Here is a 23,390-nt window from a genome sequence, read left to right as displayed (position 1 = left end):
GAGATCTATATTTTTTGTTTATGTTTGGCGCAACGGAGAGGATTCCCCTCACCCCGGCCCTCTCCCCAAAGGGGCGAGGGGGAAAAGACAGCGCCGAGCGATCCCCTCTCCCCTTTGGGGAGAGGGTTAGGGTGAGGGGCATCAGCGGAAGTTAATGTTCTTATCGCTGGTCATGTCGTACAGCTGGAATTTACGTCCAAGCTGCTGACCCCCGTCGCGCGTCAGCGGCGTCCAGCCGATGGCCGCGCGGCTGCGGGTTGGGCCTGACGAGAACAGATCCAGCGGAATCGACACGTAAACCCCTTTGGTGAAGTCCCCTTCCCCATATTCGTCCGGCGAGACATTGGTGATGGTGGCGTAGCCGCCCACCACGACGCCGCTGTCGAAGTGTTTGGAGATGTCCAGCGTGCCGCCCTTATCGCCCGCCAGGTACTGGCCGACGCTGGCTTTCACCAGCACGTCAGGTGCGAACGACGGCGTCCAGTAGGCGGTCAGGTGACCGGTTTTGACGCTGTAGTCGGTGAACTTCATCATGTCCTGGGCGCTGCGCCAGTCACGTTGCTTGACGTAGTTGGCATCAACCCCGAACGCCCAGTTGCTGTCGACAGGACGATAAAGCACTTCCGCCCCCGCGCCGCCGTACATGGTTTCCAGATACCCGCCGTACACCTGGCCGTAGAAGCCGTTGCCGAAGTACTGGAAATAGTTGGCCTGCAGGTTATTCACGTAGGCATCGTTCTGCACGTACTCACGCACGCGGGTACGCACGCGCGGCAGCTGTGAGTCTTTTGGCGGGTTGGTATAGTTGAACTTGTCGTAGTTGTTAGCGATGTTGCCGAACAGGCTGCCGGTGGTCAGCAGGTGGTCGGTAAGCCACAGATCCGCCGTCGCCATGACGCCCAGCTGATACATGTAGAAGTTTTCCGGCCCGCCGACGGACTGGTTCAGCACCGGATCGATATGGAAATCGAAGCGCGACTTGTCGATATACCAGCCCTGCTCGGTGGTCTCCGGCGCGATCGGCTCTACGCGTTTTTGCACCAGCTCGGTTTCATGCCCGAGCGGTTCGCCTTCCAGGTGGCGCTTAAGGCTGGCAACGTCCGTTTCCGTCGTCACCTGCGGCAGGTTGAGACGATTCTCCGTCACGCTGATCGTGCGGATCCCGTCCGGGAGATCGTTCATGATGATCCGGTTGGCGCGTTCGATCCCTTCGCGCGAGTCGCGGTATTTCACCTGCTCGCCGGTGACGTACAGCGTATCGCCTTTCACCTGAATTTTCGGATCCGCCAGACCGGCATTGTATTTCAGCAGCGTCAGCTGGTTTGCCACCACGGAGTGCTGCAGAATCGCATCCTGCGGCTCCGGCTGGTATGCAGGCCGCGCGTTATCATTGTAGTGCGGCCGCATGTCGTTAAAGTTGGTGCGTAGCGTGAAGCCAAACATCACCGTATTGCCGCGCTCGTAGCTGAGGTTAACGTCGGCCCAGTCGGTGACGCGATAAATGGCGCCGACGTTAAACTTGCTCTTCTGCTCAATCTTCCCGGCGAAGTCCTGCGAGTAGTCATTCCCTTCATACTCCAGCTTCAGGCGTAATGGCTGCCAGGGTGTTTGATACTCTACACCGCCAAACAGCGACGCCGGGCCGTGGAACATCTGGTCGCCGTTGATGGAGCCCGCTTTCTGGTAGCTGTTATCGCGATAGCAGTATTTATCGCTGTAGGAGCAAAACGGGTTTTTCACGTTGCCGCTGGTGCCTAGATAGCCCCATCCCATCCCGAGTGAGAAGTCGAACGGCCCCCAGGCCTTGCTGGCCACGATGTATTCCGCGTCAAACAGGCCGGTACCGCCGATATCTTTGGCACCCACTGAGACCTGCGGCATCCAGTAGCTCTCTTCCCACAGGCGCAGCTTGACGTCGAAGGCTTTATCTTTGTAGGTCTGATCGCCTGAGAACGCCTCGACGCTGCTGTATTGTTTCGTCCGCACGTCGGTATAGCGCAGCGTGGTTTCAAGCCACGGGAACAGCTGCACCGACGCCGAGTAGTAGCGATACTGGTCGTTATCACGGTAGTTAAGGCTAATTTCCCCCTCGCGCGCCATACGCGCGGTGGGCGTTTGCAGTAAACCGACGCCGCCGAAGTCTGACTGAGACGGGCCAATGGGTGCCGGATACGTTTCTGCATGGCAGGCGGCACTCACGCAGAGCGCCAGCATGCTGTAGAGATAAGCTCTTTTCATTATTCCGGTATCCGCTGAATCAGGGAGTGAAGGATATCGGCGTTAAGCCCGTCATACGCCTTCGTCCAGAAATGGTCGGCAAAACCGACAAAAATAATGCTGCCCGGCATGGGTTCGATATGCCGTTTATTCCAGTAAGCGACGGGAGCTTTTTGCGTGTGGCCGTCAGGGTAAACCACCCAGGCGTAGCTGTTATCGGCACCGCTCAGCAGGCTCTGCTCGTCGAGGTAGCTCGCCACGTCACGACCGGGGGTAAAGGGCTTTTTACCCGGGCTGCTGATAAGCCCCATCACGGTCACCGTCGTCGGCTTCGCCGGCAGCCAGAGTGTATAGTCTCCTTCCAGCGTCGGGTTGCCGTTTTCCGTGACGCGCACGTCATCCGGGTCAAGATTGACGTTCTGACGGCCCGTCACCTTCAGCGCCTGCAGCTGCTGACGGACGCTGTTAATGGCCGCCGCGTCGTCGCCATCTTCCTGCTCCGCGAGTCCCGTCAGCCTCGCAAGGAGCGCCTTGTGCTGTTGTTCCGCTTCAGCGGTCTTCTGCCGTTCAGCGATGACCGCGCCCGGCCACCAGCTGTTGGCGAGCCTTGGCTGTCCGACGAGATCGAGCAAATGCTCGGCGTGGGTTAAGGTTTTGGGTTTTTCACTGTCCGGCGTGTAGACCTTTACCGTCCCGGCGGACCATGCCAGCGGCGCGGCAAAACTGGCGATAAGCGCAACGTGAATGAGCGTTTTCATGATTTCGCCGCCTTGATCAGGGTGGTTTTGACCGGGAAGAATCCGGCACCGAGATACTGTAAGGACTGACGGATCTGCCCTTCCTCGTCGATCCAGAAGCGGTTGTGCCAGGTGGCCTGGTCGGTGGTGACCTCTTCATCCAGCACGCGAACCTGCGTTTCGTCGCTGCCGACTTTCACGCTGTCCGTGCCGTCCCAGCGGAAGGTCGAGCGTGCCGTGGCGTAACGCACCTGCTTGTGTTCGGTCCAGCCCATCGTGCGCGTCCAGCCTGCGCCGTCGGCGATCTGGTTCGGCTTGATCAGCGGGTCGTCGGCGATATTATTCACCTCCAGCAGGTTATCGCCGCCCAGAAGGGTTTTCACGATACGGCCATGCTGCGTCACGATGGTAGCCTGATCCTGCGTCACCCATTTCTGCTGCCCGTTTTCATCGAAAGCGAGCACCACAAACAGTTGCGGGCCATCGTTAAGCTGCATGTACTGACTGGCATAGGGCATGTTCTGAAGTTCGTCATCGGTCAGATGCACGCCCGGTGTGCCGAACAGGCTTTCCCACAGTGAGTTTCCCAGCCCTTTAGTGGTGGCCGAGCACGCCTGCAGCAGCAGGCAAATCAGAATGATTGCAGGTCGCTTCACGACTCTTCTCCGAAGGGGCGAAATAACCACACCGAAGTGTGGTTATGATTAAAACACCCGCTATTACTGGGTGCTGGTTGTCGTGGTGGTCGTGGTTCCGGTGTTGGAGCCATCACCGCCACCGGTTGCCGCCAGCGCGACACCCACGGCTGAACTTACGGTGCTGGCGCTGGCTGCGGTAGAACTTCCCGCAGACGCAGACGTCGCAGCCGAACCTGCCGCTTCCCCGACCTGAACCGGAGCTGCATAGACAGATGTCGCCGCAAGCGCAGATATGGCAAAAATGCCATACAGTACTTTCTTCATAACAATTTCCCTTCAATGAATGAATGGAGATTTGCCCGAAAAGAATTTCAGGCGGAATCGAGTATACACAACTACTGCCGTGGGTTTGCCGTAAGGGGAAATAGGGAGAGGGTTTTCGGACTAATGGTTAAAATGGAAATGAAAGACAAATGACATAAATATATAATTTATAAAAATCAATAATTTATAATATAAATACATTAATGGACTACTGCGTATTTTCTTAAAATAAACCGCAGCAATTAACTGGTTAACCGTCTTTTTCGGATTAAACTCAGATCCAGAATTTGAGTTAACTAACAGACATCAGGAATTATCCGATAAAAAAATGCCGGCATTTCGCCGGCACGTTTTCATGACGTTTTAATTACGCACGCCATGCTTTATAACGGTTGATCAAACCATTTGTTGAGCTGTCATGGCTGGCAACTGCTTTATCATCACCCAGCTCTGGCAGAATACGGTTTGCCAGCTGTTTGCCCAGCTCAACGCCCCACTGGTCAAAGGTGAAGATGTTCAGGATCGCGCCCTGCGTGAAGATTTTATGTTCATAAAGGGCGATCAGCGCACCCAGGCTGAACGGCGTGATTTCGCGCAGCAGGATGGAGTTGGTTGGACGGTTGCCTTCGAACACCTTGAACGGCACCACGTGGTCAAGCGTTGCCGGATCTTTACCCTGGTCACGGTATTCCTGCTCAACCACCTCGCGGGATTTACCGAACGCCAGCGCTTCGGTCTGCGCAAAGAAGTTCGACAGCAGCTTCGGATGGTGATCGGACAGCGGGTTATGGGTAATAGCCGGGGCGATGAAATCGCACGGTACCATTTTGGTGCCCTGGTGAATCAGCTGGTAGAAGGCATGCTGACCGTTGGTGCCCGGCTCGCCCCAGATGATTGGGCCAGTCTGGTAATCCACCGCGTTGCCGTTACGGTCAACGTATTTACCGTTGGATTCCATGTTGCCCTGCTGGAAGTAGGCCGCAAAGCGGTGCATATACTGGTCGTACGGCAGGATCGCTTCGGTTTCAGCGCCGAAGAAGTTGTTGTACCAGATACCGATCAGCGCCAGCAGCACCGGCAGGTTTTTCTCTGGTGCGGTAGTGGAAAAGTGTTTATCCATCGCGTGCGCGCCGGAGAGCAGCTCAACGAAGTTGTCGAAGCCCACGGACAGGATGATGGACAGACCGATCGCAGACCACAGGGAGTAGCGGCCACCAACCCAGTCCCAGAACTCGAACATGTTCGCGGTGTCAATACCGAACTCGCTGACCGCTTTACCGTTGGTGGACAGCGCCGCAAAGTGTTTCGCCACGTGCTTGTTATCGCCCGCGGTTTTCAGGAACCAGTCGCGCGCGCTGTGAGCGTTGGTCATGGTTTCCTGGGTGGTAAAGGTTTTAGACGCAACCAGGAACAGGGTGGTTTCCGGGTTCACGTTCTTCAGCACTTCGGCGATGTGGGTACCATCGACGTTAGACACAAAGTGCATATTGAGGTGGTTTTTGTACGGGCGCAGCGCTTCGGTCACCATGAACGGACCGAGGTCAGAACCGCCGATACCGATGTTAACCACGTCAGTGATCGCTTTGCCGGTGTAGCCTTTCCAGTTGCCGGAGATGATCGCTTCGGAGAAAGTTTTCATCTTTTCCAGCACCGCGTTCACTTCCGGCATGACGTCTTTGCCGTCAACGATGATTGGCGTATTGCTACGGTTACGCAGAGCGACGTGCAGCACGGCACGGTCTTCGGTGCGGTTGATCTTCTCACCGGAGAACATGGATTTGATGGCGTCGGCAAGCTCAGTCTCTTTCGCCAAATCCTGCAGTTTTGCCAGCGTCTCTTCGGTAATGCGGTTTTTGGAGAAATCCACCAGCATCAGGTCGTCGAAGGTCGCGGAGAACTTGTTGAAACGATCGGCATCTTTCGCGAACAGATCCGCGATGGTGACGTCTTTCATTTCATCATAATGTTTCTGGAGTGCCTGCCAGGCAGCGGTCTGCGTTGGGTTGATGTTTTTCATTAGCAATACTCTTCTGATTTGAGAATTGTGACTGCGGTCGATTGTAGCGCCTGCAAATAAAAATTGTGATGGTTTTTATGCCATTGCCCTGGCCTGCATCAAACGCAGGTGAAAAGACCCGAAAAGTATAGCTGCTGAAACGCCCTCCCGGGGCGGCGAAATGTCGGTCAAAATGCCCTAAAACGGAGCATAAAATCTGGCGCTGTTATAAGTCCTGTTTCTCAGGGGTACCCCCCCATAAAAAATCCGCATAATCCCAGCATTGACAGGACCTCCCCCGCATTTTATTTATAGGGCCGTATTTTGCGCCTGCACCTGTTTTCGTTTCACTCTTGTGCCAAGGTCGCTTATTCATTCCCTGACACGAGGTTGTTATGACGAGTTTTGTGGTCGCCAAGTTTGGCGGCACCAGTGTGGCCGATTACGATGCCATGAACCGCAGCGCCGATGTGGTGCTGGCCGACCCGAATACCCGCCTGGTAGTGCTTTCTGCATCTGCCGGCGTGACGAACCTGCTGGTTTCTCTGTCTGAAGGACTGGAAGCGACAGAACGTTTCGTGAAGCTGGATGCACTGCGCAAAATTCAGTTCGACATTCTTGAGCGTCTGCAGAACCCGAACGTCATCCGCGAGGAAGTGGAACGTCTGCTGGAAAATATCACTACCCTGGCAGAAGCCGCCTCGCTGGCCACCTCCACCGCCCTGACCGACGAGCTGGTCAGCCACGGCGAGCTGATGTCCACCCTGCTGTTTGTTGAGATCATGCGCGAGCGTAACATTCAGGCGCAGTGGTTTGACGTGCGTAAAGTGATGCGCACCAGCGACCGCTTTGGCCGCGCCGAGCCGGACGTTGAAGCACTGGCCGAACTGACCAATCAGCAGCTGGCACCACGCCTGGCTGACGGTATCGTGATCACCCAGGGCTTTATCGGCAGCGAAGCGAAAGGCCGCACCACCACGCTTGGCCGTGGCGGCAGCGACTACACCGCCGCGCTGCTGGGCGAAGCCCTGCATGCCACGCGCGTGGATATCTGGACTGACGTTCCGGGCATTTACACCACCGACCCGCGCGTCGTTTCCGCGGCGAAACGTATTGACGTGATCGCGTTTGAAGAAGCGGCGGAAATGGCCACTTTCGGCGCGAAAGTGCTGCATCCGGCAACCCTTTTGCCTGCCGTACGTAGCGATATTCCGGTCTTCGTCGGCTCCAGTAAAGATCCGAAAGCGGGCGGGACGCTGGTCTGCAAGAAAACGGAAAACCCACCTCTGTTCCGCGCCCTGGCCCTGCGTCGTCGCCAGACGCTGGTGACGCTCCACAGCCACAATATGCTGCACTCCCGCGGTTTCCTGGCGGAAGTGTTTGGCATTCTGGCACGCCACAACATCTCCGTGGATCTGATCACCACCTCTGAAGTGAGCATTGCGCTGACGCTGGACACCACCGGTTCTACCTCCACCGGCGACACCCTGCTGACGCAGTCTCTGCTGATTGAGCTGTCCGAGCTGTGCCGCGTGGAAGTGGAAGAAGATCTGGCGCTGGTTGCCATCATTGGCAACAAGCTGTCGCGCGCCTGCGGCGTGGGCAAAGAGGTGTTTGGCGTGCTCGACCCGTTCAGCATCCGCATGATCTGCTACGGCGCGTCCAGCTATAACCTCTGCTTCCTGGTGCCTGCCGATCAGGCCGAGCAGGTCGTGCAGAAGCTTCATCAGAATTTGTTTGAATAAAATTCGTTAGCGCGATAAACAATATCTACAAGCCGGGCACAGACCCGGCTTTTTCATAACTAAACAACACGACAATACTGCAAGGAAACCATTATGTTATCCGCCATCACGCGGCTGTTCCCGTTATGGGCACTGCTGCTCTCCGTACTCGCGTATTACACGCCCACCACGTTCACCGGTATTGGTCCGTGGGTCACCACGCTGCTGATGCTGATCATGTTCGGTATGGGCGTGCATCTGAAAGTCGACGACTTTAAACGCGTGCTGTCTCGCCCTGCGCCCGTCGCGGCAGGAATATTTCTGCACTACCTGGTGATGCCGCTCGCGGCGTGGCTGCTGGCGATGGCCTTTAAGATGCCGCCCGACCTCTCCGCCGGGATGGTGCTGGTGGGCAGCGTGGCCAGCGGCACGGCGTCCAACGTCATGATCTATCTGGCGAAAGGCGACGTGGCGCTCTCCGTCACTATCTCGTCCGTCTCTACGCTGGTGGGCGTGATTGCCACGCCGCTGTTAACCCGCCTGTACGTGGATGCGCATATTCAGGTGGACGTGATGGGCATGCTGCTGAGCATTCTGCAAATCGTGGTGATCCCGATAGCGCTGGGGCTGGTTATTCACCATCTTTTCCCGCGCGTGGTGAAGGCCGTTGAGCCATACCTGCCCGCATTTTCAATGATCTGTATTCTGGCCATCATCAGCGCCGTGGTGGCGGGCTCCGCCTCACACATTGCTTCCGTAGGCTTTGTAGTGATCGTCGCGGTGGTGCTGCATAACACCATTGGTCTGCTGGGCGGCTACTGGGGAGGGAAACTGTTTGGCTTCGACGAATCGACCTGCCGCACGCTGGCAATCGAGGTAGGGATGCAGAACTCCGGCCTGGCGGCGGCGCTTGGTAAAATCTACTTCTCACCGCTGGCGGCCTTGCCGGGTGCGCTGTTCTCCGTATGGCACAACCTCTCCGGCTCGCTGCTGGCGGGCTACTGGTCCGGCAAACCGATTGATGAACAAACGAAAAAAGATGCGGTGAAGCAGGGTTAATTGACTCAGCTTGCTTTACACTGAAGCCTCTCTCTCAGGAGGCTTCAGCAATGGCTACACCACGTTTGACCCAGAAAGACATGACCGAAGCCGAGCAGCGCGAACTGAAAACGCTTCTCGACCGCGCCCGTATCGCACATGGCCGCACGCTGACGAACGCCGAAACCAATCAGGTGAAAAAAGAGTACATCGATAAGCTGATGGCGCAGCGTGACGCCGCGGCGAAAAAAGCCCGCAAGCTGAAAAAAGAGCAGGCTTATAAACCCGATGCAGAGGCGACCTTTTCCTGGTCGGCCACAACGTCTACCCGTGGAAGGCGCTAATCAGCGCCCTTTCTTTTTACGGCCAGGCTGGGTAAATCGCTTCCCGTTACCCGGTTTGCCGCGTCCTTTCTCTTCCGCCTGCGGCGCCTTCACCACCGGGCGCTTAATCGTCTGGGTTTTCGGTTTTGCTTTGGCCTTCGGCTTCGCTTCGGACGAGGAGTTCTCGATAAGCTTGAACAGCTCGATCAGTTCGTCGTCCGTTAAGTCGCGCCATTCGCCCAGCGGAATGCCGGACAGGCTGACGTTCATGATGCGCGTGCGCTCAAGCTTCGTCACTTCATAACCGAAATGTTCGCACATGCGGCGGATCTGGCGGTTTAAGCCCTGCACCAGGATAATACGGAACGCGAACGGTGCTTCTTTCTTCACCTTACACTTTTTCGTAACGGTACCGAGGATCGGCACACCGGCGCCCATACCGCGAATAAAGTCGTCCGTGACCGGCTTATTCACCGTCACTATGTACTCTTTCTCGTGATCGTTACCGGCACGCAGGATCTTGTTGACCAGATCGCCGTGGTTGGTGAGGAAAATCAGCCCCTGAGAGTCTTTATCCAGACGGCCAATCGGGAAGATACGGCTGCTGTGGTTCACGAAATCAACGATGTTGTCCCGCTCACCGTCTTCCGTGGTGCTGACAATCCCAACCGGTTTGTTCAACGCGATAAACACCAGGTCTTCAGCATCACGCGGTTCGATGAGCTGACCATTCACTTTAACCACATCGCCAGGCACCACCTGATCGCCGATGGTGGCGCGTTTGCCGTTAAGAAACACGTTACCTTGTTCAATGTAACGATCAGCCTCGCGACGTGAGCAGATCCCGCTCTCGCTAATGTATTTGTTTAATCGGGTTGATTGAGTTGGCAGCATAGTTTCTCCTGTGAAGGGCGAAATATACCTTAGGTATGGGCTGGAAAAAAAGATTAGCCGACGGTAACTGAGACGGGTTTTTAAGTTTGCAAGACGCTTTCAGGATTTTGCGTCCTGTCATTTACCCATGTGTTCAAGCCTTTTAGTTTTACTCTCCATGTAGAAGTGTTTGTAGTTTATAAATCACAGGGAGTAATATGAAGGAGATTGTTCAGACAGAATCCTTCCGACGCTGGGAGCAAAATTTAAAAGATCGACGAGCGAAGACCATTATCGCTTCCCGCCTCTTTCGGTTGGCAAATGGCTTAGCGGGCGACATTAAACCCGTGGGAGAAGGTATAAGTGAGCTAAGGATCCACTTTGGTCCGGGCTACAGAATCTATTTTAAAGACCAGGGCAATTGCATCATCGTGCTGTTATGTGGTGGTGACAAAAGCAGCCAGGACAGAGACATACTGATGGCAAAAATGCTGAGCAATGTATCCCAATGGCCGGAGTGAATGAGCATGCATAAATTAACACCTTACGATCCCGCTAACGCGTTGGTGGATGACGAGGAAATCGCCGTGTTTATCGCTGATGCACTAGAAACAGGCGACTCGACGTATATCGCTAAAGCCCTTGGGGTTGTCGCGCGAGCCAAAGGAATGTCGAACATTTCACAGCAAACCGGCTTATCACGTGAGCAGCTTTATCGGTCATTCAGTGATAAAGGAAACCCAACGCTCAAAACCACGCTCGCGGTCATGAAAGCATTGGGTTTTGGGCTAACGCTCAAACACGCCGGGGATTAATACTCATCCCGCTCGTCGTCTTCATCCGGCTGTTCCATCACGCTGTACGCCACCGCGCAGAACAACGAGTTGAGGCGCTTCATATCGCCCAGCAGTCCCAGGTGGAGTGAGCTGGTTTCGATACTCTGCACGTTCTGCTGGTGCAGACGCTCAACGTGGGCGTGCGAGTAGCGGCGGTTCAGAATACGGAAACGATGCTTGTTGCGGCGCAGGCGGCGCGCGCTCGGCACATCGCTGGAGAAGAATACCGACATCGCCAGCTTGAGGTTGCTGACCAGCTGTTCGTGCAGCGCTTCCAGCTCCTTCAGGCCTTCACCTGAAAACGCACGACGCGCGGCAAGGGATTTGTCGGCGATCTCGCTGCCCATGCGTTCAACGATATCCGAAGCCTGCTCAAGGTTAAGCGACATCTCGATAATTTCCGCCCAGCGGCGGGACTCCTCTTCCGCCAGCTCGTCCTGCGGCATGCGCGCCAGGTAAAGCTTGATGGCGGTATAGAGCACGTTGATATCGTCAGCTAACCTGCGCAGCTCTTTCTCTTCACGCGGCTCGCCGTGCATCACCTTTTGCAGGCCTTCGAGCATGGTTTCCATCGCGTCGCCCATGCGCAGCGTCTCGCGCGCGGCATTCGCCAGCGCCAGCGCCGGGGTATCCAGCGCGGACGTATCCAGGTGCTTCGGTTTCAGGCGCGCATCCAGCTCCGGTTCGTCCTTAATGAGGCGTTCGCAGAAGCGGGCCATCGACCCGGCAAAAGGCACCATCGCCAGGCAGCGCACCAGGTTGTAGAACACGTGGAAATAGATCACCAGCTCCGCCTTCGACAGCGGGAGGTTGTCCATCAGGTTCGCCAGCGGGTGGATAAAGGGCAGGATAATCAGGCTGCCCACCAGCTTAAACAGCAGGCTGCCGAGCGCCACACGTCGGGCTGCGGCGTTGGCCGCGCTGTTATTGAGCATCGCCAGCAGGCCCGAGCCGAGGTTGGCACCGATCACCAGGCACAGCGCGACCGGGAAGGAGATCGCCCCGGCGGCGGTGAGCGTGGCCGTCAGCAGCACGGCGGCCAGGCTGGAGTAGCTGACGATGGCAAACACCGCGCCAATAAGCGCGTCGAGCATGATGTCCCCGGTCAGGGAAGCGAAGATGACCTGAACGCCGTTGGCCTCGGTAATAGGGGTGACCGCCTGCACAATCAGCTCCAGCGCCAGCAGGATCAGCCCCAGGCCAATCCCCACGCGTCCAAGCTGGCCGGCGCGCGTCTGTTTGCGGCCGAGGAAGAAGATCACGCCGATAAAAATCAGCAGCGGTGACAGCCAGGAGAGATCGAACGTCAGGATACGCGCCATCAGCGCGGTACCTACATCCGCACCCAGCACAATGACCAGCGCCGGGGCCAGCGCCACCAGATCCTGCGCCACAAAGGAGGTGACAAGCAGGGTCGTGGCGTTACTGCTCTGAACCAGTGCCGTTACGCCAATGCCCGCGCAGAAGGCGAGCGGCTTCTTCTCAACGCTGCTGCTGAGGACGGTACGTAAACGGGCGCCAAAAACGCGCATCACGCCGGTACGGACGATATGGGTGCCCCATACGAGCAGTGCGACTGCAGAGAGCAGATGTAACAGGGTCAGCACGGAAGGTTTTCCTCCTTATCGTTATTCGTTTTCCATAGGTTCAGTATAAGGGTTTAAGCGTAAGAAAGAGACAAGGCACCCTTGAGGTGCCCTGTTTGTTGTAAGGAAAAGTGATTTTAGTCGGCGTCGTAACCGAGATTAGGGGCCAGCCACCGCTCCACTTCTGATACGCTCATCCCTTTGCGCAAGGCGTAATCTTCGATCTGATCCCGCTGCAGCTGCGCCACGGCGAAGTACTTGCTGTCCGGATGGCTGAAGTACCAGCCTGAGACTGACGCGCCTGGCCACATGGCGAACGACTCGGTGAGCTTCATACCTGTATGCGCTTCGACGTCCAGCAGTTTCCAGATTGTGCCTTTCTCGGTGTGTTCCGGGCAGGCCGGGTATCCCGGTGCCGGGCGAATGCCCTGGTAATTTTCACGGATCAGATCCTCATTGCTGAGGTTTTCGTTCGCCGCGTAGCCCCAGTGCACCTTACGCACACGCTCGTGGAGATACTCGGCGAAGGCTTCCGCCAGGCGGTCGGCAATCGCTTTCACCATGATTTTATTGTAATCATCGTGCTGCGCTTCGAACGCGTCCGCCAGCGCATCTTCTTCCAGACCGCCGGTTACCGCAAAGGCGCCGATATAGTCGGCTTTACCACTTAACTTCGGCGCGACGAAATCGGCCAGGCAGTAGTTGGCAAAGCCCACTTTCTCGGTTTGCTGGCGCAGATGGCGGCTGACTGCCAATACGTGGGTGCGGGTTTCATCGCGATAAATTTCAATGTCGTCACCCACGCGGTTCGCCGGGAACAGCCCCACCACGCCCCGCGGGTTGAGGGTTTTCTCTGCGCTCAGCGTGTCGAGCATGTCGTTGGCATCTTTAAACAGGCGCTTCGCCTCCTCGCCTACCACCTCATCCTCCAGGATGCGCGGATATTTACCCGCCAGCGACCAGGTCATAAAGAACGGCGTCCAGTCGATGTAGTTGCGCAGCGTCTCGATGCTGGCGCTGACCTCCTGAACGCCCAGACGATGCGCGACCGGCGGCGTATAGCTCGACCAGTCAAAGGCCAGATCGTTGTCGCGCGCCGCCTGGAGTGAAACAGGCGGGGTGCGCGGCTTCTTACGGCCGTGCTGGATGCGGACGGTTTCGTACTCTTTGCGGGTGCGCTCAACAAACTCGTCGCGCTGGGTGTCAGAGAGCAGCGCGGAGACCACGCCCACGGTGCGCGAGGCGTTCTGCACGTACACCGTCGGCCCGCTGTAGTTCTGCTCGATTTTCACCGCCGTGTGCGCTTTCGAGGTGGTCGCGCCGCCAATCAGCAGCGGAATGGTGAAGCCCTGTCGCTCCATCTCTTTTGCCACGTTGACCATTTCGTCGAGCGATGGCGTAATCAGGCCGGAGAGGCCAATCAGGTCGGCGTTCACTTCGCGCGCGGTCTTGAGGATTTTATCCGCCGGGACCATCACGCCGAGGTCGATAATTTCGTAGTTATTACACTGCAGCACCACGCCGACAATATTCTTGCCGATGTCGTGCACGTCGCCCTTCACGGTGGCAATGACCATCTTGCCGTTGCTGGAACCTTTCTCTTTGCTGGCTTCGATGTAGGGCTCAAGATACGCCACGGCCTGCTTCATCACGCGGGCGGATTTCACCACCTGCGGCAGGAACATCTTGCCTTCGCCAAACAGATCGCCGACCACGTTCATGCCGTCCATCAGCGGGCCTTCAATCACCTCAATCGGGCGGGCAGCCTGCTGGCGCGCCTCTTCGGTGTCGAGCTCGATAAATTCGGTAATGCCTTTTACCAGCGAGTATTCCAGACGCTTTTTCACGTCCCAGGAACGCCACTCGGCCTGCTGAACGTTTGCCGCCTCATCCGATTTGCTGCCGCGGTATTTCTCCGCCAGGTCCAGCATGCGCTCGGTGGCGTCGTCGCGGCGGTTAAGGATCACGTCCTCGACGGCATCGCGCAGCTCGGCAGGAAGGTCGTCGTAAATCGCCAGCTGTCCGGCGTTAACGATCCCCATGTCCATGCCGTTGCGGATGGCGTAGTAGAGGAACACGGCGTGGATCGCTTCACGCACCGGGTCGTTACCGCGGAACGAGAACGACACGTTCGATACGCCGCCGGAGATCAGCGCATGCGGCAGCTCGCGCTTGATGTCCTCGCACGCGCCGATAAAGTCCTGGGCATAGTTATTATGCTCTTCGATGCCGGTCGCCACGGCGAAGATGTTCGGGTCAAAGATGATGTCTTCCGGCGGGAAACCCACCTCTTCGGTCAAAATCTTGTACGCGCGGCGGCAAATCTCTATTTTGCGCTCGCGGGTATCCGCCTGGCCCACTTCGTCAAAGGCCATGACCACCACGGCGGCACCGTAGCGGCGGACCATTTTCGCGTGGTGGATAAAGATATCAACGCCCTCTTTCATCGAGATAGAGTTGACGATGCCTTTACCCTGAATGCACTTCAGCCCTTTTTCGATGACTTCCCATTTGGAGGAGTCAATCATGATCGGCACGCGGGCGATGTCCGGCTCACCGGCGATCAGGTTGAGGAAACGCACCATCGCCGCTTCGGCGTCGAGCATCCCCTCATCCATGTTGATATCGATAATCTGCGCGCCGCTTTCCACCTGCTGGCGGGCAACGTCCAGCGCTTCGCTGTACTTCTCTTCTTTAATCAGGCGCTTGAACTTTGCAGAACCGGTGACGTTAGTTCGCTCACCCACGTTCACAAACAGGCTGTCGTCGCCGATGGTCAACGGCTCAAGGCCGGAAAGGCGACAGGCAACCGGCAGCTCGGGCAGCCTGCGCGGCGGCAGTCCGGCGACGGCGTTGCTCATGGCCGCGATGTGCTCCGGCGTGGTGCCGCAACAGCCGCCGACAATGTTCAGGAAGCCAGACTCGGCCCACTCGCGGATTTGCGCCGCCATGGTGTCGGCATCGAGATCGTATTCACCGAACGCGTTCGGCAGACCGGCGTTCGGGTGGGCAGTGACGTAGCATTCCGCGATACGGGAAAGCTCCTGAACGTACTGGCGCAGTTCATCCGGCCCCAGCGCGCAGTTAAGGCCAAAGGAGAGCGCTTCGGCGTGGCGCAGGGAGTTATAAAACGCTTCGGTTGTCTGACCGGACAGGGTGCGGCCGGAGGCGTCGGTGATGGTGCCGGAAATCATGATCGGCAGGTCAACGTCCAGCGCCTCAAACTCCTCTTTCACCGCGTAAATTGCGGCTTTGGCGTTGAGGGTGTCGAATACGGTTTCAATCAGGATCAGGTCGGAGCCGCCTTCCACCAGCGCTCTGGTCGATTCCCGGTAGGCCGCAACCAGCTGATCGAAGGTGATATTACGAAACGCCGGGTCGTTGACGTCCGGTGAAATCGACGCGGTGCGGTTCGTCGGGCCTAGCACCCCGGCAACGTAGCGAGGCTTGTCCGGCGTGCGGGCCGTCCACTCGTCGGCGCAGGCGCGCGCCAGCTTAGCGGCTTCCAGGTTGATTTCCGCCGACAGGGATTCCATCTGGTAATCCGCCATGGCGATGGTTGTCGAGTTGAAGGTGTTGGTTTCAACGATATCCGCACCCGCTTCGAAGTAGGCGTTGTGGATATCCTTAATCACGGACGGCTTGCTGAGCACCAGCAGGTCGTTGTTTCCTTTCAGGTCACATGGCCAGTCGGCAAAGCGCTCGCCGCGGAAATCGTCTTCACTCAGACGATAGCCCTGGATCATGGTGCCCATGCCGCCGTCCAGCACCAGAATTCGTTCATTTAACTGCGCACGCAGTTGCTCTACTTTGCTGCTCACACTTGCTCCCGACAACGCTCAACAAGGCCAAAAGGCTGCGTTCCATACTGGCACAATCTCGCAGGGTGGAAAAGCCACTCAGGGGTAACATGAGACATGTTCACCATCACTCCTCCGATCAGTCAGGATAACGGTTGCAAATTCACCAAATAAAACGAAAATGATTTCCACGATACAGAAAAAGGAGATCGCCATGGTCGCGACCGTTCCCGCCAAACGCGGCAGAAAGCCTGCTGCCACCACCGCCGCACAACAGGGCGGACAGGTTCAATCGCTCACGCGCGGTCTGAAGCTGCTGGAGTGGATAGCCGAGTCGCACAGCAGCGTGGCCCTGACGGAGCTGGCCCAGCAGGCTGGCCTTCCTAACTCCACAACGCACCGCCTGCTGACCACCATGCAGCAACTGGGCTTTGTGCGTCAGGTGGGCGAGCTGGGGCACTGGGCGGTGGGCGCGCACGCGTTTATCGTCGGCAGCAGCTTCCTGCAGAGCCGCAACCTGCTTGCGATTGTGCATCCGATTCTGCGCAAGCTGATGGAGGAGTCCGGCGAGACGGTAAACCTGGCGGTACTGGACCAGAGCGACCATCAGGCGATTATCATCGACCAGGTGCAGTGCACGCAGCTGATGCGCATGTCCGCACCGATTGGCGGCAAGCTGCCGATGCATGCGTCCGGGGCGGGGAAAGCATTTCTCTCGCAGCTGAGCGAGGAGCAGGTGACGGGGCTGCTGCACCGTAAAGGGCTGCACGCCTACACCCACGCCACCCTGGTGTCGCCCGTGCATCTGAAAGAAGATCTGGCCCTGACCCGCAAGCGCGGCTATTCGTTTGATGATGAAGAACATGCCCTGGGCCTGCGCTGCCTCGCGGCCTGCATTTTCGACGAACACCGCGAGCCGTTTGCCGCCATCTCCATCTCCGGACCGATTTCGCGGATGACCGATGACCGCGTGACCGAGCTCGGTGCGCTGGTGATTAAGGCGGCGAAAGAGGTGACGCTGGCGTACGGTGGGATTCGTTAAAATTGAGTGCGGCCTGATGCCCTCACCCCGGCCCTCTCCCACAGGGAGAGGGAGAAAAGCGGATGCAAAACCGCTGCTTGCGGCGGTATGCATACACATCTTCCACGTGCCCATTTTTGATCCGCGTTTGCAGTCCGCGCCAGTAGCTGGCGCGAAACAGATCGGCATGCATCTCTTCGAATAGCGGCCCGATACGCGGGTCGGCACACAGCCAGTGGCGAAACTCTTCGGGAAACACATCGCCCGGCGAGACGCTGTACCACGGCTCGCTGGAAAGCTCATCTTCCGGGTAGCGGGGCGGTGGGATATCGCGGAAATTCACTTCGGTCATGTAGCAAATTTCGTCGTAATCGTAGAACACCACCCGCCCGTGACGGGTGACGCCGAAGTTTTTAAACAGCATATCGCCCGGGAAGATATTGGCGGCGGCAAGCTGGCGAATCGCGTTGCCGTACTCTTCAATCGCATCTCTTAAAGCCTGACCGTCAGACTGCTCCAGCCAGATATTCAGCGGCACCATGCGGCGCTCAATGTAGAGATGACTAATCACGATTTTGTCACCCAGATCGGTGATTTTCGCAGGCGCTTCCTGCATCAATAGCGCCATGAGCGCCGGGTCGATCTGCTGTTTATCCAGCACAAAGTTTTCGAACTCCTGGGTATCCGCCATGCGCCCGACGCGATCGTGCTCTTTGACCAGCTGATAGCAAGCGCGAACGTGCGCGGCGGTCATCTCTTTCTGCGGGGCGAATCTGTCCTTAATCACCTTAAAGACCCGGTCGAAGCCCGGCAGCGTAAAGACCAGCATCACCATACCGCGAATGCCTGGCGCTTCGATAAACTGCTCATCAGCGGTAGTGACATAACGCAGGTACTCCCGATAGCTTTCCGTCTTGGCGTGCTTCTGGCAGCCAATCGCCATATACAGCTCGGCGGTGGTTTTACCCGGCAGGATCTCGCGCAGCCACTCCACCAGCGCGGCAGGCAGCGGGGCGTACACCATGAAATAAGAGCGGGCGAAACCAAACACGATGCTGGCCTCGGCGCTGGTGGTCAGGCAGGTATCGACAAACAGTTCCCCGTCGTCGGTACGGTGAATGGGCAGCAGAAACGGCACAATGGCGGTCGGCGTAACCAGTTTGCCCACCAGCCAGGCGGCTTTATTGCGGTAGAAAAGCTCGTTGGCCACCTGTAAATGGCTGTAGCTGAGCACCTCCGCGCCGAAGGTTTCGTTGAGATGGGTGTGAATATAGCCGATATCCCGGGTTTTATTCTCCCAGGGCAGGCGCAGCGGCAAATCCGTTAGCACGCGGTGCAGGAGCTTTTCCCATCCGCGATCGGGAAAGAAATCTTTCGCCAGCGGACGTGGGATGGTTCGAAAGCGCCGCTCGGGCTGGGAGCTGAAGATAAATAACCGCTCAGGAGATAATGAGCGGTGGTCAAATAACCGGCAATAGACGGAGTTGAAAAAGCTCTCCGCAATCTCGAAGCGAGGGTAGTCGGGTAACAAATGGGTGTAATGCTCTTTGACGCGCAGTAAAAAATCCGCGTCTGGACTTTTACCGTCGGTAATACAGCGCAGCTGCTCCACCACCAGACCCACGTGGTGATCATAGAGATGGATACGCTGCTTCATGGCCTGCTGAACCGCATGCCAGTCTGCGTGTTCAAAGCGCTGCTGCGCGCCGGATGTCACTTCAAGAAAACGACCATACTGGGCATCAAAGCCCTGCAAAATAGTTTGGGCAATCAGTAATTCCAGGCCACGCGACATATATTCCCCTTACCCAACCCTCTCCCCAGAGGGGAGAGGGGGAAAAGATTAGAACTGTGCTTCTTCCGTTGAACCCGTTAAGGCGGTGACGGAGGAGGTGCCGCCCTGAATAATCGTGGTCACATTATCAAAGTAGCCAGTTCCCACCTCCTGCTGGTGAGACACGAAGGTGTAGCCGTCTTTACCCGCGGCAAACTCCGGCTGCTGCACCTTCTCAACGTAGTGCTTCATGCCCTCACCCTGCGCGTAGGCGTGCGCCAGGTCGAACATGTTAAACCACATGCTGTGGATGCCTGCCAGAGTAATGAACTGGTATTTGTAGCCCATGTCGGACAGCTGCTGCTGGAAGCTGGCGATCGTTTTGTCATCCAGCTTTTTCTGCCAGTTGAAGGACGGCGAGCAGTTGTAGGCCAGCAGTTTGCCCGGGTATTTCGCATGGATGGCGTCGGCAAAGCGTTTTGCCAGCGCCAGATCCGGCGTGGAGGTTTCACACCAGACCAGGTCCGCGTACGGCGCGTACGCCAGGCCGCGGCTGATCGCCTGCTCGATGCCCGCGTGGGTGCGGTAGAAGCCTTCGCTGGTACGCTCGCCGGTGATGAATTCGCTGTCGTACGGGTCGCAGTCAGAGGTGATCAGGTCAGCCGCGTCGGCATCGGTACGGGCAATCACCAGCGTCGGCACGCCGAGCACGTCAGCAGCCAGACGCGCGGCAACCAGCTTCTGCACCGCTTCCTGTGTGGGAACCAGCACCTTACCGCCCATATGTCCGCACTTCTTCACTGACGCCAGCTGGTCTTCGAAGTGAACGGCCGCTGCACCGGCCTCAATCATCGATTTCATCAGCTCGAAGGCATTCAGCACGCCGCCGAAGCCCGCTTCCGCATCCGCGACGATCGGCAGGAAGTAGTCAATAAAGCGCGGATCGCCAGGTTCGATACCGGCAGCCCACTGGATCTGATCCGCACGGCGGAAGGTATTGTTGATCCGATCCACCACCGACGGCACGGAGTTAGCCGGATAGAGCGACTGATCCGGGTACATGCTGGAGGCCAGGTTGGCGTCCGCCGCCACCTGCCAGCCGGAGAGGTAAATCGCCTCAATACCGGCCTTCGCCTGCTGCAGAGCCTGACCGCCGGTCAGCGCACCGAGGCTGTTGATGTAGCCTTTTTTAGAGCCACCGTGCAGCAGCTTCCACATTTTCGCCGCGCCATTTTGCGCCAGCGTGCATTCCGGATTGACCGAGCCGCGTAATTTCACCACTTCCTCCGCGCTGTAAGGACGGCGGATGCCTTCCCAGCGAGGTTGTGTCCACTCTTTCTTTAACTCTTCGATTTGTTGGGTACGGGTTTTCATGTGCAGATGCTCCATATTGTTATGTGGTGAGTTACGCCAGGAAGCGGTAGCCCGGCAGGGTCAGGAAGTCGATTAAGTCATCTGATGTGGTGATTTGCTCCATCAGGCGCGCAGCGTCGTCAAAACGCCCGCTGCTGAAGCGGTGTTCGCCCAGCTCGTCCTGGATCACCCGCATCTCTTCGGCCAGCATCTGGCGGAACAGAGATTTGGTCACCGGCTTGCCGTTGCTGAGCGTTTTTTGATGGTGGATCCACTGCCAGATGGAGGTACGTGAGATCTCCGCCGTCGCGGCATCTTCCATCAGGCCGTAGATCGGCACGCAGCCGTTGCCGGAGATCCACGCTTCGATGTATTGCACGGCGACGCGAATATTGGCACGCATGCCCTCTTCCGTCCGCTCGCCCGCACACGGGGCAAGCAGCTGTTCTTCAGCCGTTGGGGCATCCTCTTCGCGCGTGACAAACAGCTGGTTTTTATTGTCACCGAGTACGCGGTTGAAAACCTCCATCGCCGTATCGGCCAGGCCGGGATGGGCAATCCACGTGCCGTCGTGACCGTTACGGGCTTCAAGCTCTTTGTCGGTCTTCACCTTGTTGAGCACCTGATTGTTGCGTTCTGCGTCTTTGCTCGGGATAAATGCCGCCATGCCGCCCATCGCAAAGGCACCGCGCTTGTGGCAGGTTTTGATCAGCAGACGCGAGTAGGCGCTCAGGAACGGTTTATCCATGGTCACAACCTGGCGATCCGGCAGCACGCGATCGGGATAGTTTTTCAGGGTTTTGATGTAGCTGAAAATATAGTCCCAGCGTCCGCAGTTCAGGCCGACAATGTGGTCTCTCAGGGCGTGCAGAATTTCATTCATCTGGAACACGGCGGGCAGCGTTTCAATCAGCAGCGTGGCCTTGATGGTGCCCCGCGGCAGGTTGAAACGATCTTCCGCATAGCTGAAGACCTCGCTCCACCAGGCCGCTTCCTGCCAGGCCTGCGTTTTTGGCAGATAGAAATAGGGGCCGCTGCCTTTTGCCAGCAGGTTCTTGTAGTTGTGGAAGAAATAGAGTGCGAAATCAAACAGGCTGCCCGGAATGGCTTCCCCACGCCAGGTGACATGTTTTTCAGGCAGATGCAGCCCGCGTACGCGGCAGATCAGCACCGCCGGGTTCGGTTTGAGCTGGTAAATTTTGCCGGCTTCATTGGTATAGCTAATGGTGCCGTTCACGGCGTCGCGCAGGTTGATCTGCCCATCGATAACTTTGTTCCAGTCTGGCGCCAGTGAGTCCTCAAAATCGGCCATAAAGACTTTAACGTTGGCGTTCATGGCGTTGATCACCATTTTGCGCTCTACCGGACCGGTGATCTCAACGCGACGATCCTGTAAATCTTCAGGGATGCCGCGGATTTTCCACTCACCGCGACGAATGGAAGCGGTTTCCGAAATGAATCCAGGCAACTTGCCATCGTCAATTTCCTGCTGCTGATGAATACGTGCCGCCAGCAGCTTATTACGCTGCGGCGTAAAGCGAGTCACCAGTTCAGTCAGAAATTCTACCGCTTCCGCCGTCAAAACTTGCTGTTCTTGCTCGCCATACGGCTGGGTAAAGGCCAGTTCATCGACCGTCGTTGCCTGTTGAGTCATTACTCTGCTCCTCATCAAAGATCCAAAATCACGCTCCCGATGCGAACGAAAGATCGTTGGGTAGTTTTCGCTCAGCAGAATTAAGACTATCTCTATTTTTTACAAAATCAAAAACAATTTCCATTTTAATTATTGATTGCAATTAATTAATTGATTTTATTGAGATTAAAGTTTTGTTGAGTGATGAGGGGTATTTCGGAAATAAAAAAGGCACCCGAAGGTGCCTGATTTGAATAGCTGAAACGCTTTAGGATCGTTTAGTACAGACGATTACTCCAGCGTTGGATTCATGTGACGCAGATCGTATGGCGTTATCTGATAGACGTAATAGTTGAGCCAGTTAGTGAAAAGCAAATTTCCGTGGCTGCGCCAGGTTGCTCTCGGTTTGTTTTGCGGATCGTCTTTCGGGAAATAGTTGTACGGGACATCCGGATTGAGACCCGCTTCGACATCACGGAAATACTCTGACGCAAGGGTATGCGGATCGTACTCAGGATGCCCGGTTACGAATGCAATGCGTTTATCCTTGCTGGCAAACAGATAAGCATCTCCATCTTCCGTTTCGGCCAGGATCTCCAGATCGGTGTAATCACGAATCAGCTGGGCCGGGAAGTCAGCGTAGCGAGAATGCGGGGCCAGGAAAGAATCATCAAACCCGCGCGTCAGCAACGCATATGGATGAAGAATATGATGTTCGTATACGCCGGAGAGCTTTTCAGTGCGGGTTTGCTTGGGGATGCCATAGAGAATATTCAGTGCGGCTTGTACCGCCCAACAGACAAACAATGTGGACGTGACGTGATCTTTTGCCCACTCCAGAACCTGTTTGATCTGCGGCCAGTAAGCGACATCGTTAAATTCAACCAGACCCAGCGGGGCGCCGGTCACAATCAGTCCGTCGAAGTTTTCACCCTGGATGTCATCGAAGTTGCAGTAGAAGTTGTTCAGATGCTCAGAAGGCGTGTTACGTGACTCACGGGCGTCGATTCGCAGCAGCTGAATATCGACCTGCAGCGGGGAGTTCGACAGAAGACGCAGGAACTGGTTTTCTGTTTCGATCTTTTTTGGCATCAGATTGAGAATAAGCACCTTCAGCGGGCGAATTTCCTGACCTGTCGCACGCGAAGCCGTCATGACGAAGACGTTTTCTTCACGCAAGAAATTGACGGCTGGTAGCTCGTCCTGCACCCGAATCGGCATAGCTTTATATCCTCACAGCATACGTATAAACGTTTAGACATCCAGATAGCTAACGATACCCAGAAATGGTTTGAATGTCGAGTCTGCAAGCAGAAGGTGAGAAAGTTTCAAGGAAGGGGAAAGACAAAAGCAAAAAACCCCGCACCTTACGGTACGGGGTTCTTCTTAATTGATGCCTGGCAGTTCCCTACTCTCACATGGGGAGACCCCACACTACCATCGGCGCTACGGCGTTTCACTTCTGAGTTCGGCATGGGGTCAGGTGGGACCACCGCGCTAAAGCCGCCAGGCAAATT

Annotated in this window: 18 protein-coding genes and 1 rRNA gene; 6 read left to right on the top strand and 13 right to left on the bottom strand. The window is 56.7% G+C overall.

Features of this window, described 5'->3' with window-relative positions:
• Window positions 1-141: 141 nt before the first annotated feature.
• The 5 genes from P349_RS03345 to pgi all read right to left on the bottom strand — a co-directional run bounded on the left by P349_RS03345 (window position 142) and on the right by pgi (window position 5,933).
• On the bottom strand, window positions 142-2,238 hold the full coding sequence (locus P349_RS03345; RefSeq protein ID WP_032650551.1) for a YjbH domain-containing protein: 2,097 nt from the start codon (window positions 2,236-2,238) through the stop codon (window positions 142-144).
• Window positions 2,238-2,975 carry a capsule biosynthesis GfcC family protein gene (locus P349_RS03350; protein WP_032650549.1) on the bottom strand — a complete coding sequence of 246 codons (738 nt, stop codon included), beginning with the start codon at window positions 2,973-2,975 and terminating at the stop codon, window positions 2,238-2,240. The genes P349_RS03345 and P349_RS03350 overlap by 1 nt, the downstream gene beginning before the upstream one ends.
• Window positions 2,972-3,610 carry a YjbF family lipoprotein gene (locus P349_RS03355; protein WP_024906676.1) on the bottom strand — a complete coding sequence of 213 codons (639 nt, stop codon included), beginning with the start codon at window positions 3,608-3,610 and terminating at the stop codon, window positions 2,972-2,974. The genes P349_RS03350 and P349_RS03355 overlap by 4 nt, the downstream gene beginning before the upstream one ends.
• Before the next feature lie 63 nt (window positions 3,611-3,673).
• Window positions 3,674-3,916: an exopolysaccharide production protein YjbE gene (yjbE, locus tag P349_RS03360; protein WP_008503423.1), complete on the bottom strand. Its 243-nt coding sequence runs from the start codon at window positions 3,914-3,916 to the stop codon at window positions 3,674-3,676.
• A gap of 367 nt (window positions 3,917-4,283) precedes the next feature.
• Window positions 4,284-5,933, bottom strand: a complete 1,650-nt coding sequence (pgi, locus tag P349_RS03365; RefSeq protein WP_032650546.1) for a glucose-6-phosphate isomerase — start codon at window positions 5,931-5,933, stop codon at window positions 4,284-4,286.
• A 374-nt stretch (window positions 5,934-6,307) separates the two neighbouring features.
• Between pgi and lysC the strand changes: the two genes are divergently transcribed.
• The 3 genes from lysC to P349_RS03380 all read left to right on the top strand — a co-directional run bounded on the left by lysC (window position 6,308) and on the right by P349_RS03380 (window position 9,018).
• The gene (lysC, locus tag P349_RS03370; protein ID WP_023334126.1) at window positions 6,308-7,657 is read left to right on the top strand and encodes a lysine-sensitive aspartokinase 3; all 1,350 of its coding nucleotides are present in this window, start codon (window positions 6,308-6,310) and stop codon (window positions 7,655-7,657) included.
• A gap of 93 nt (window positions 7,658-7,750) precedes the next feature.
• Window positions 7,751-8,695 (top strand): ketopantoate/pantoate/pantothenate transporter PanS, encoded by a 945-nt coding sequence (gene panS, locus P349_RS03375; protein WP_032650544.1) that lies wholly within the window; start codon window positions 7,751-7,753, stop codon window positions 8,693-8,695.
• Between the two features lie 50 nt (window positions 8,696-8,745).
• Window positions 8,746-9,018, top strand: coding sequence for a DUF3811 domain-containing protein (locus tag P349_RS03380; RefSeq protein ID WP_023309994.1), 273 nt, complete (start codon window positions 8,746-8,748; stop codon window positions 9,016-9,018).
• Here the strand turns inward: P349_RS03380 and rluF are convergent, their stop codons facing one another.
• Window positions 9,019-9,891, bottom strand: a complete 873-nt coding sequence (gene rluF / locus P349_RS03385) for a 23S rRNA pseudouridine(2604) synthase RluF (protein WP_032650541.1) — start codon at window positions 9,889-9,891, stop codon at window positions 9,019-9,021.
• 197 nt (window positions 9,892-10,088) lie between these two features.
• Between rluF and P349_RS03390 the strand changes: the two genes are divergently transcribed.
• Both P349_RS03390 and P349_RS03395 read left to right on the top strand, forming a co-directional pair.
• The gene (locus tag P349_RS03390; protein ID WP_032650538.1) at window positions 10,089-10,391 is read left to right on the top strand and encodes a type II toxin-antitoxin system RelE/ParE family toxin; all 303 of its coding nucleotides are present in this window, start codon (window positions 10,089-10,091) and stop codon (window positions 10,389-10,391) included.
• Between the two features lie 6 nt (window positions 10,392-10,397).
• Window positions 10,398-10,685, top strand: coding sequence for an addiction module antidote protein (locus P349_RS03395; protein WP_021242718.1), 288 nt, complete (start codon window positions 10,398-10,400; stop codon window positions 10,683-10,685).
• Here the strand turns inward: P349_RS03395 and P349_RS03400 are convergent.
• Window positions 10,682-12,313, bottom strand: a complete 1,632-nt coding sequence (locus P349_RS03400; protein WP_032650537.1) for a Na/Pi cotransporter family protein — start codon at window positions 12,311-12,313, stop codon at window positions 10,682-10,684. The genes P349_RS03395 and P349_RS03400 overlap by 4 nt on opposite strands.
• Before the next feature lie 116 nt (window positions 12,314-12,429).
• The gene (gene metH / locus P349_RS03405) at window positions 12,430-16,113 is read right to left on the bottom strand and encodes a methionine synthase (RefSeq protein ID WP_032650533.1); all 3,684 of its coding nucleotides are present in this window, start codon (window positions 16,111-16,113) and stop codon (window positions 12,430-12,432) included.
• Between the two features lie 193 nt (window positions 16,114-16,306).
• Here metH and iclR point away from each other — a divergent pair, with 193 nt between their 5' ends.
• Window positions 16,307-17,134 (top strand): glyoxylate bypass operon transcriptional repressor IclR, encoded by an 828-nt coding sequence (gene iclR / locus P349_RS03410; protein ID WP_075201537.1) that lies wholly within the window; start codon window positions 16,307-16,309, stop codon window positions 17,132-17,134.
• 22 nt (window positions 17,135-17,156) lie between these two features.
• Here the strand turns inward: iclR and aceK are convergent, their stop codons facing one another.
• The 5 genes from aceK to rrf all read right to left on the bottom strand — a co-directional run bounded on the left by aceK (window position 17,157) and on the right by rrf (window position 23,384).
• Window positions 17,157-18,908, bottom strand: coding sequence for a bifunctional isocitrate dehydrogenase kinase/phosphatase (gene aceK, locus P349_RS03415; protein ID WP_032650529.1), 1,752 nt, complete (start codon window positions 18,906-18,908; stop codon window positions 17,157-17,159).
• A 48-nt stretch (window positions 18,909-18,956) separates the two neighbouring features.
• Window positions 18,957-20,261: an isocitrate lyase gene (aceA, locus tag P349_RS03420; protein WP_024906665.1), complete on the bottom strand. Its 1,305-nt coding sequence runs from the start codon at window positions 20,259-20,261 to the stop codon at window positions 18,957-18,959.
• 31 nt (window positions 20,262-20,292) lie between these two features.
• Window positions 20,293-21,894: a malate synthase A gene (gene aceB / locus P349_RS03425; protein WP_032650527.1), complete on the bottom strand. Its 1,602-nt coding sequence runs from the start codon at window positions 21,892-21,894 to the stop codon at window positions 20,293-20,295.
• A gap of 270 nt (window positions 21,895-22,164) precedes the next feature.
• Window positions 22,165-23,094 (bottom strand): homoserine O-acetyltransferase MetA, encoded by a 930-nt coding sequence (gene metA, locus P349_RS03430; protein WP_032650526.1) that lies wholly within the window; start codon window positions 23,092-23,094, stop codon window positions 22,165-22,167.
• Between the two features lie 174 nt (window positions 23,095-23,268).
• Window positions 23,269-23,384, bottom strand: a 5S ribosomal RNA gene (gene rrf, locus P349_RS03435).
• Window positions 23,385-23,390 lie beyond the last annotated feature (6 nt).

Origin of the sequence: Enterobacter sp. DC4, assembly GCF_000568095.1 — a bacterium.
GTDB lineage: Bacteria > Pseudomonadota > Gammaproteobacteria > Enterobacterales > Enterobacteriaceae > Enterobacter > Enterobacter pseudoroggenkampii.
Note: the sequence above shows the minus strand (reverse complement) of the source record. Positions and strands in the feature narration are given on the sequence as shown.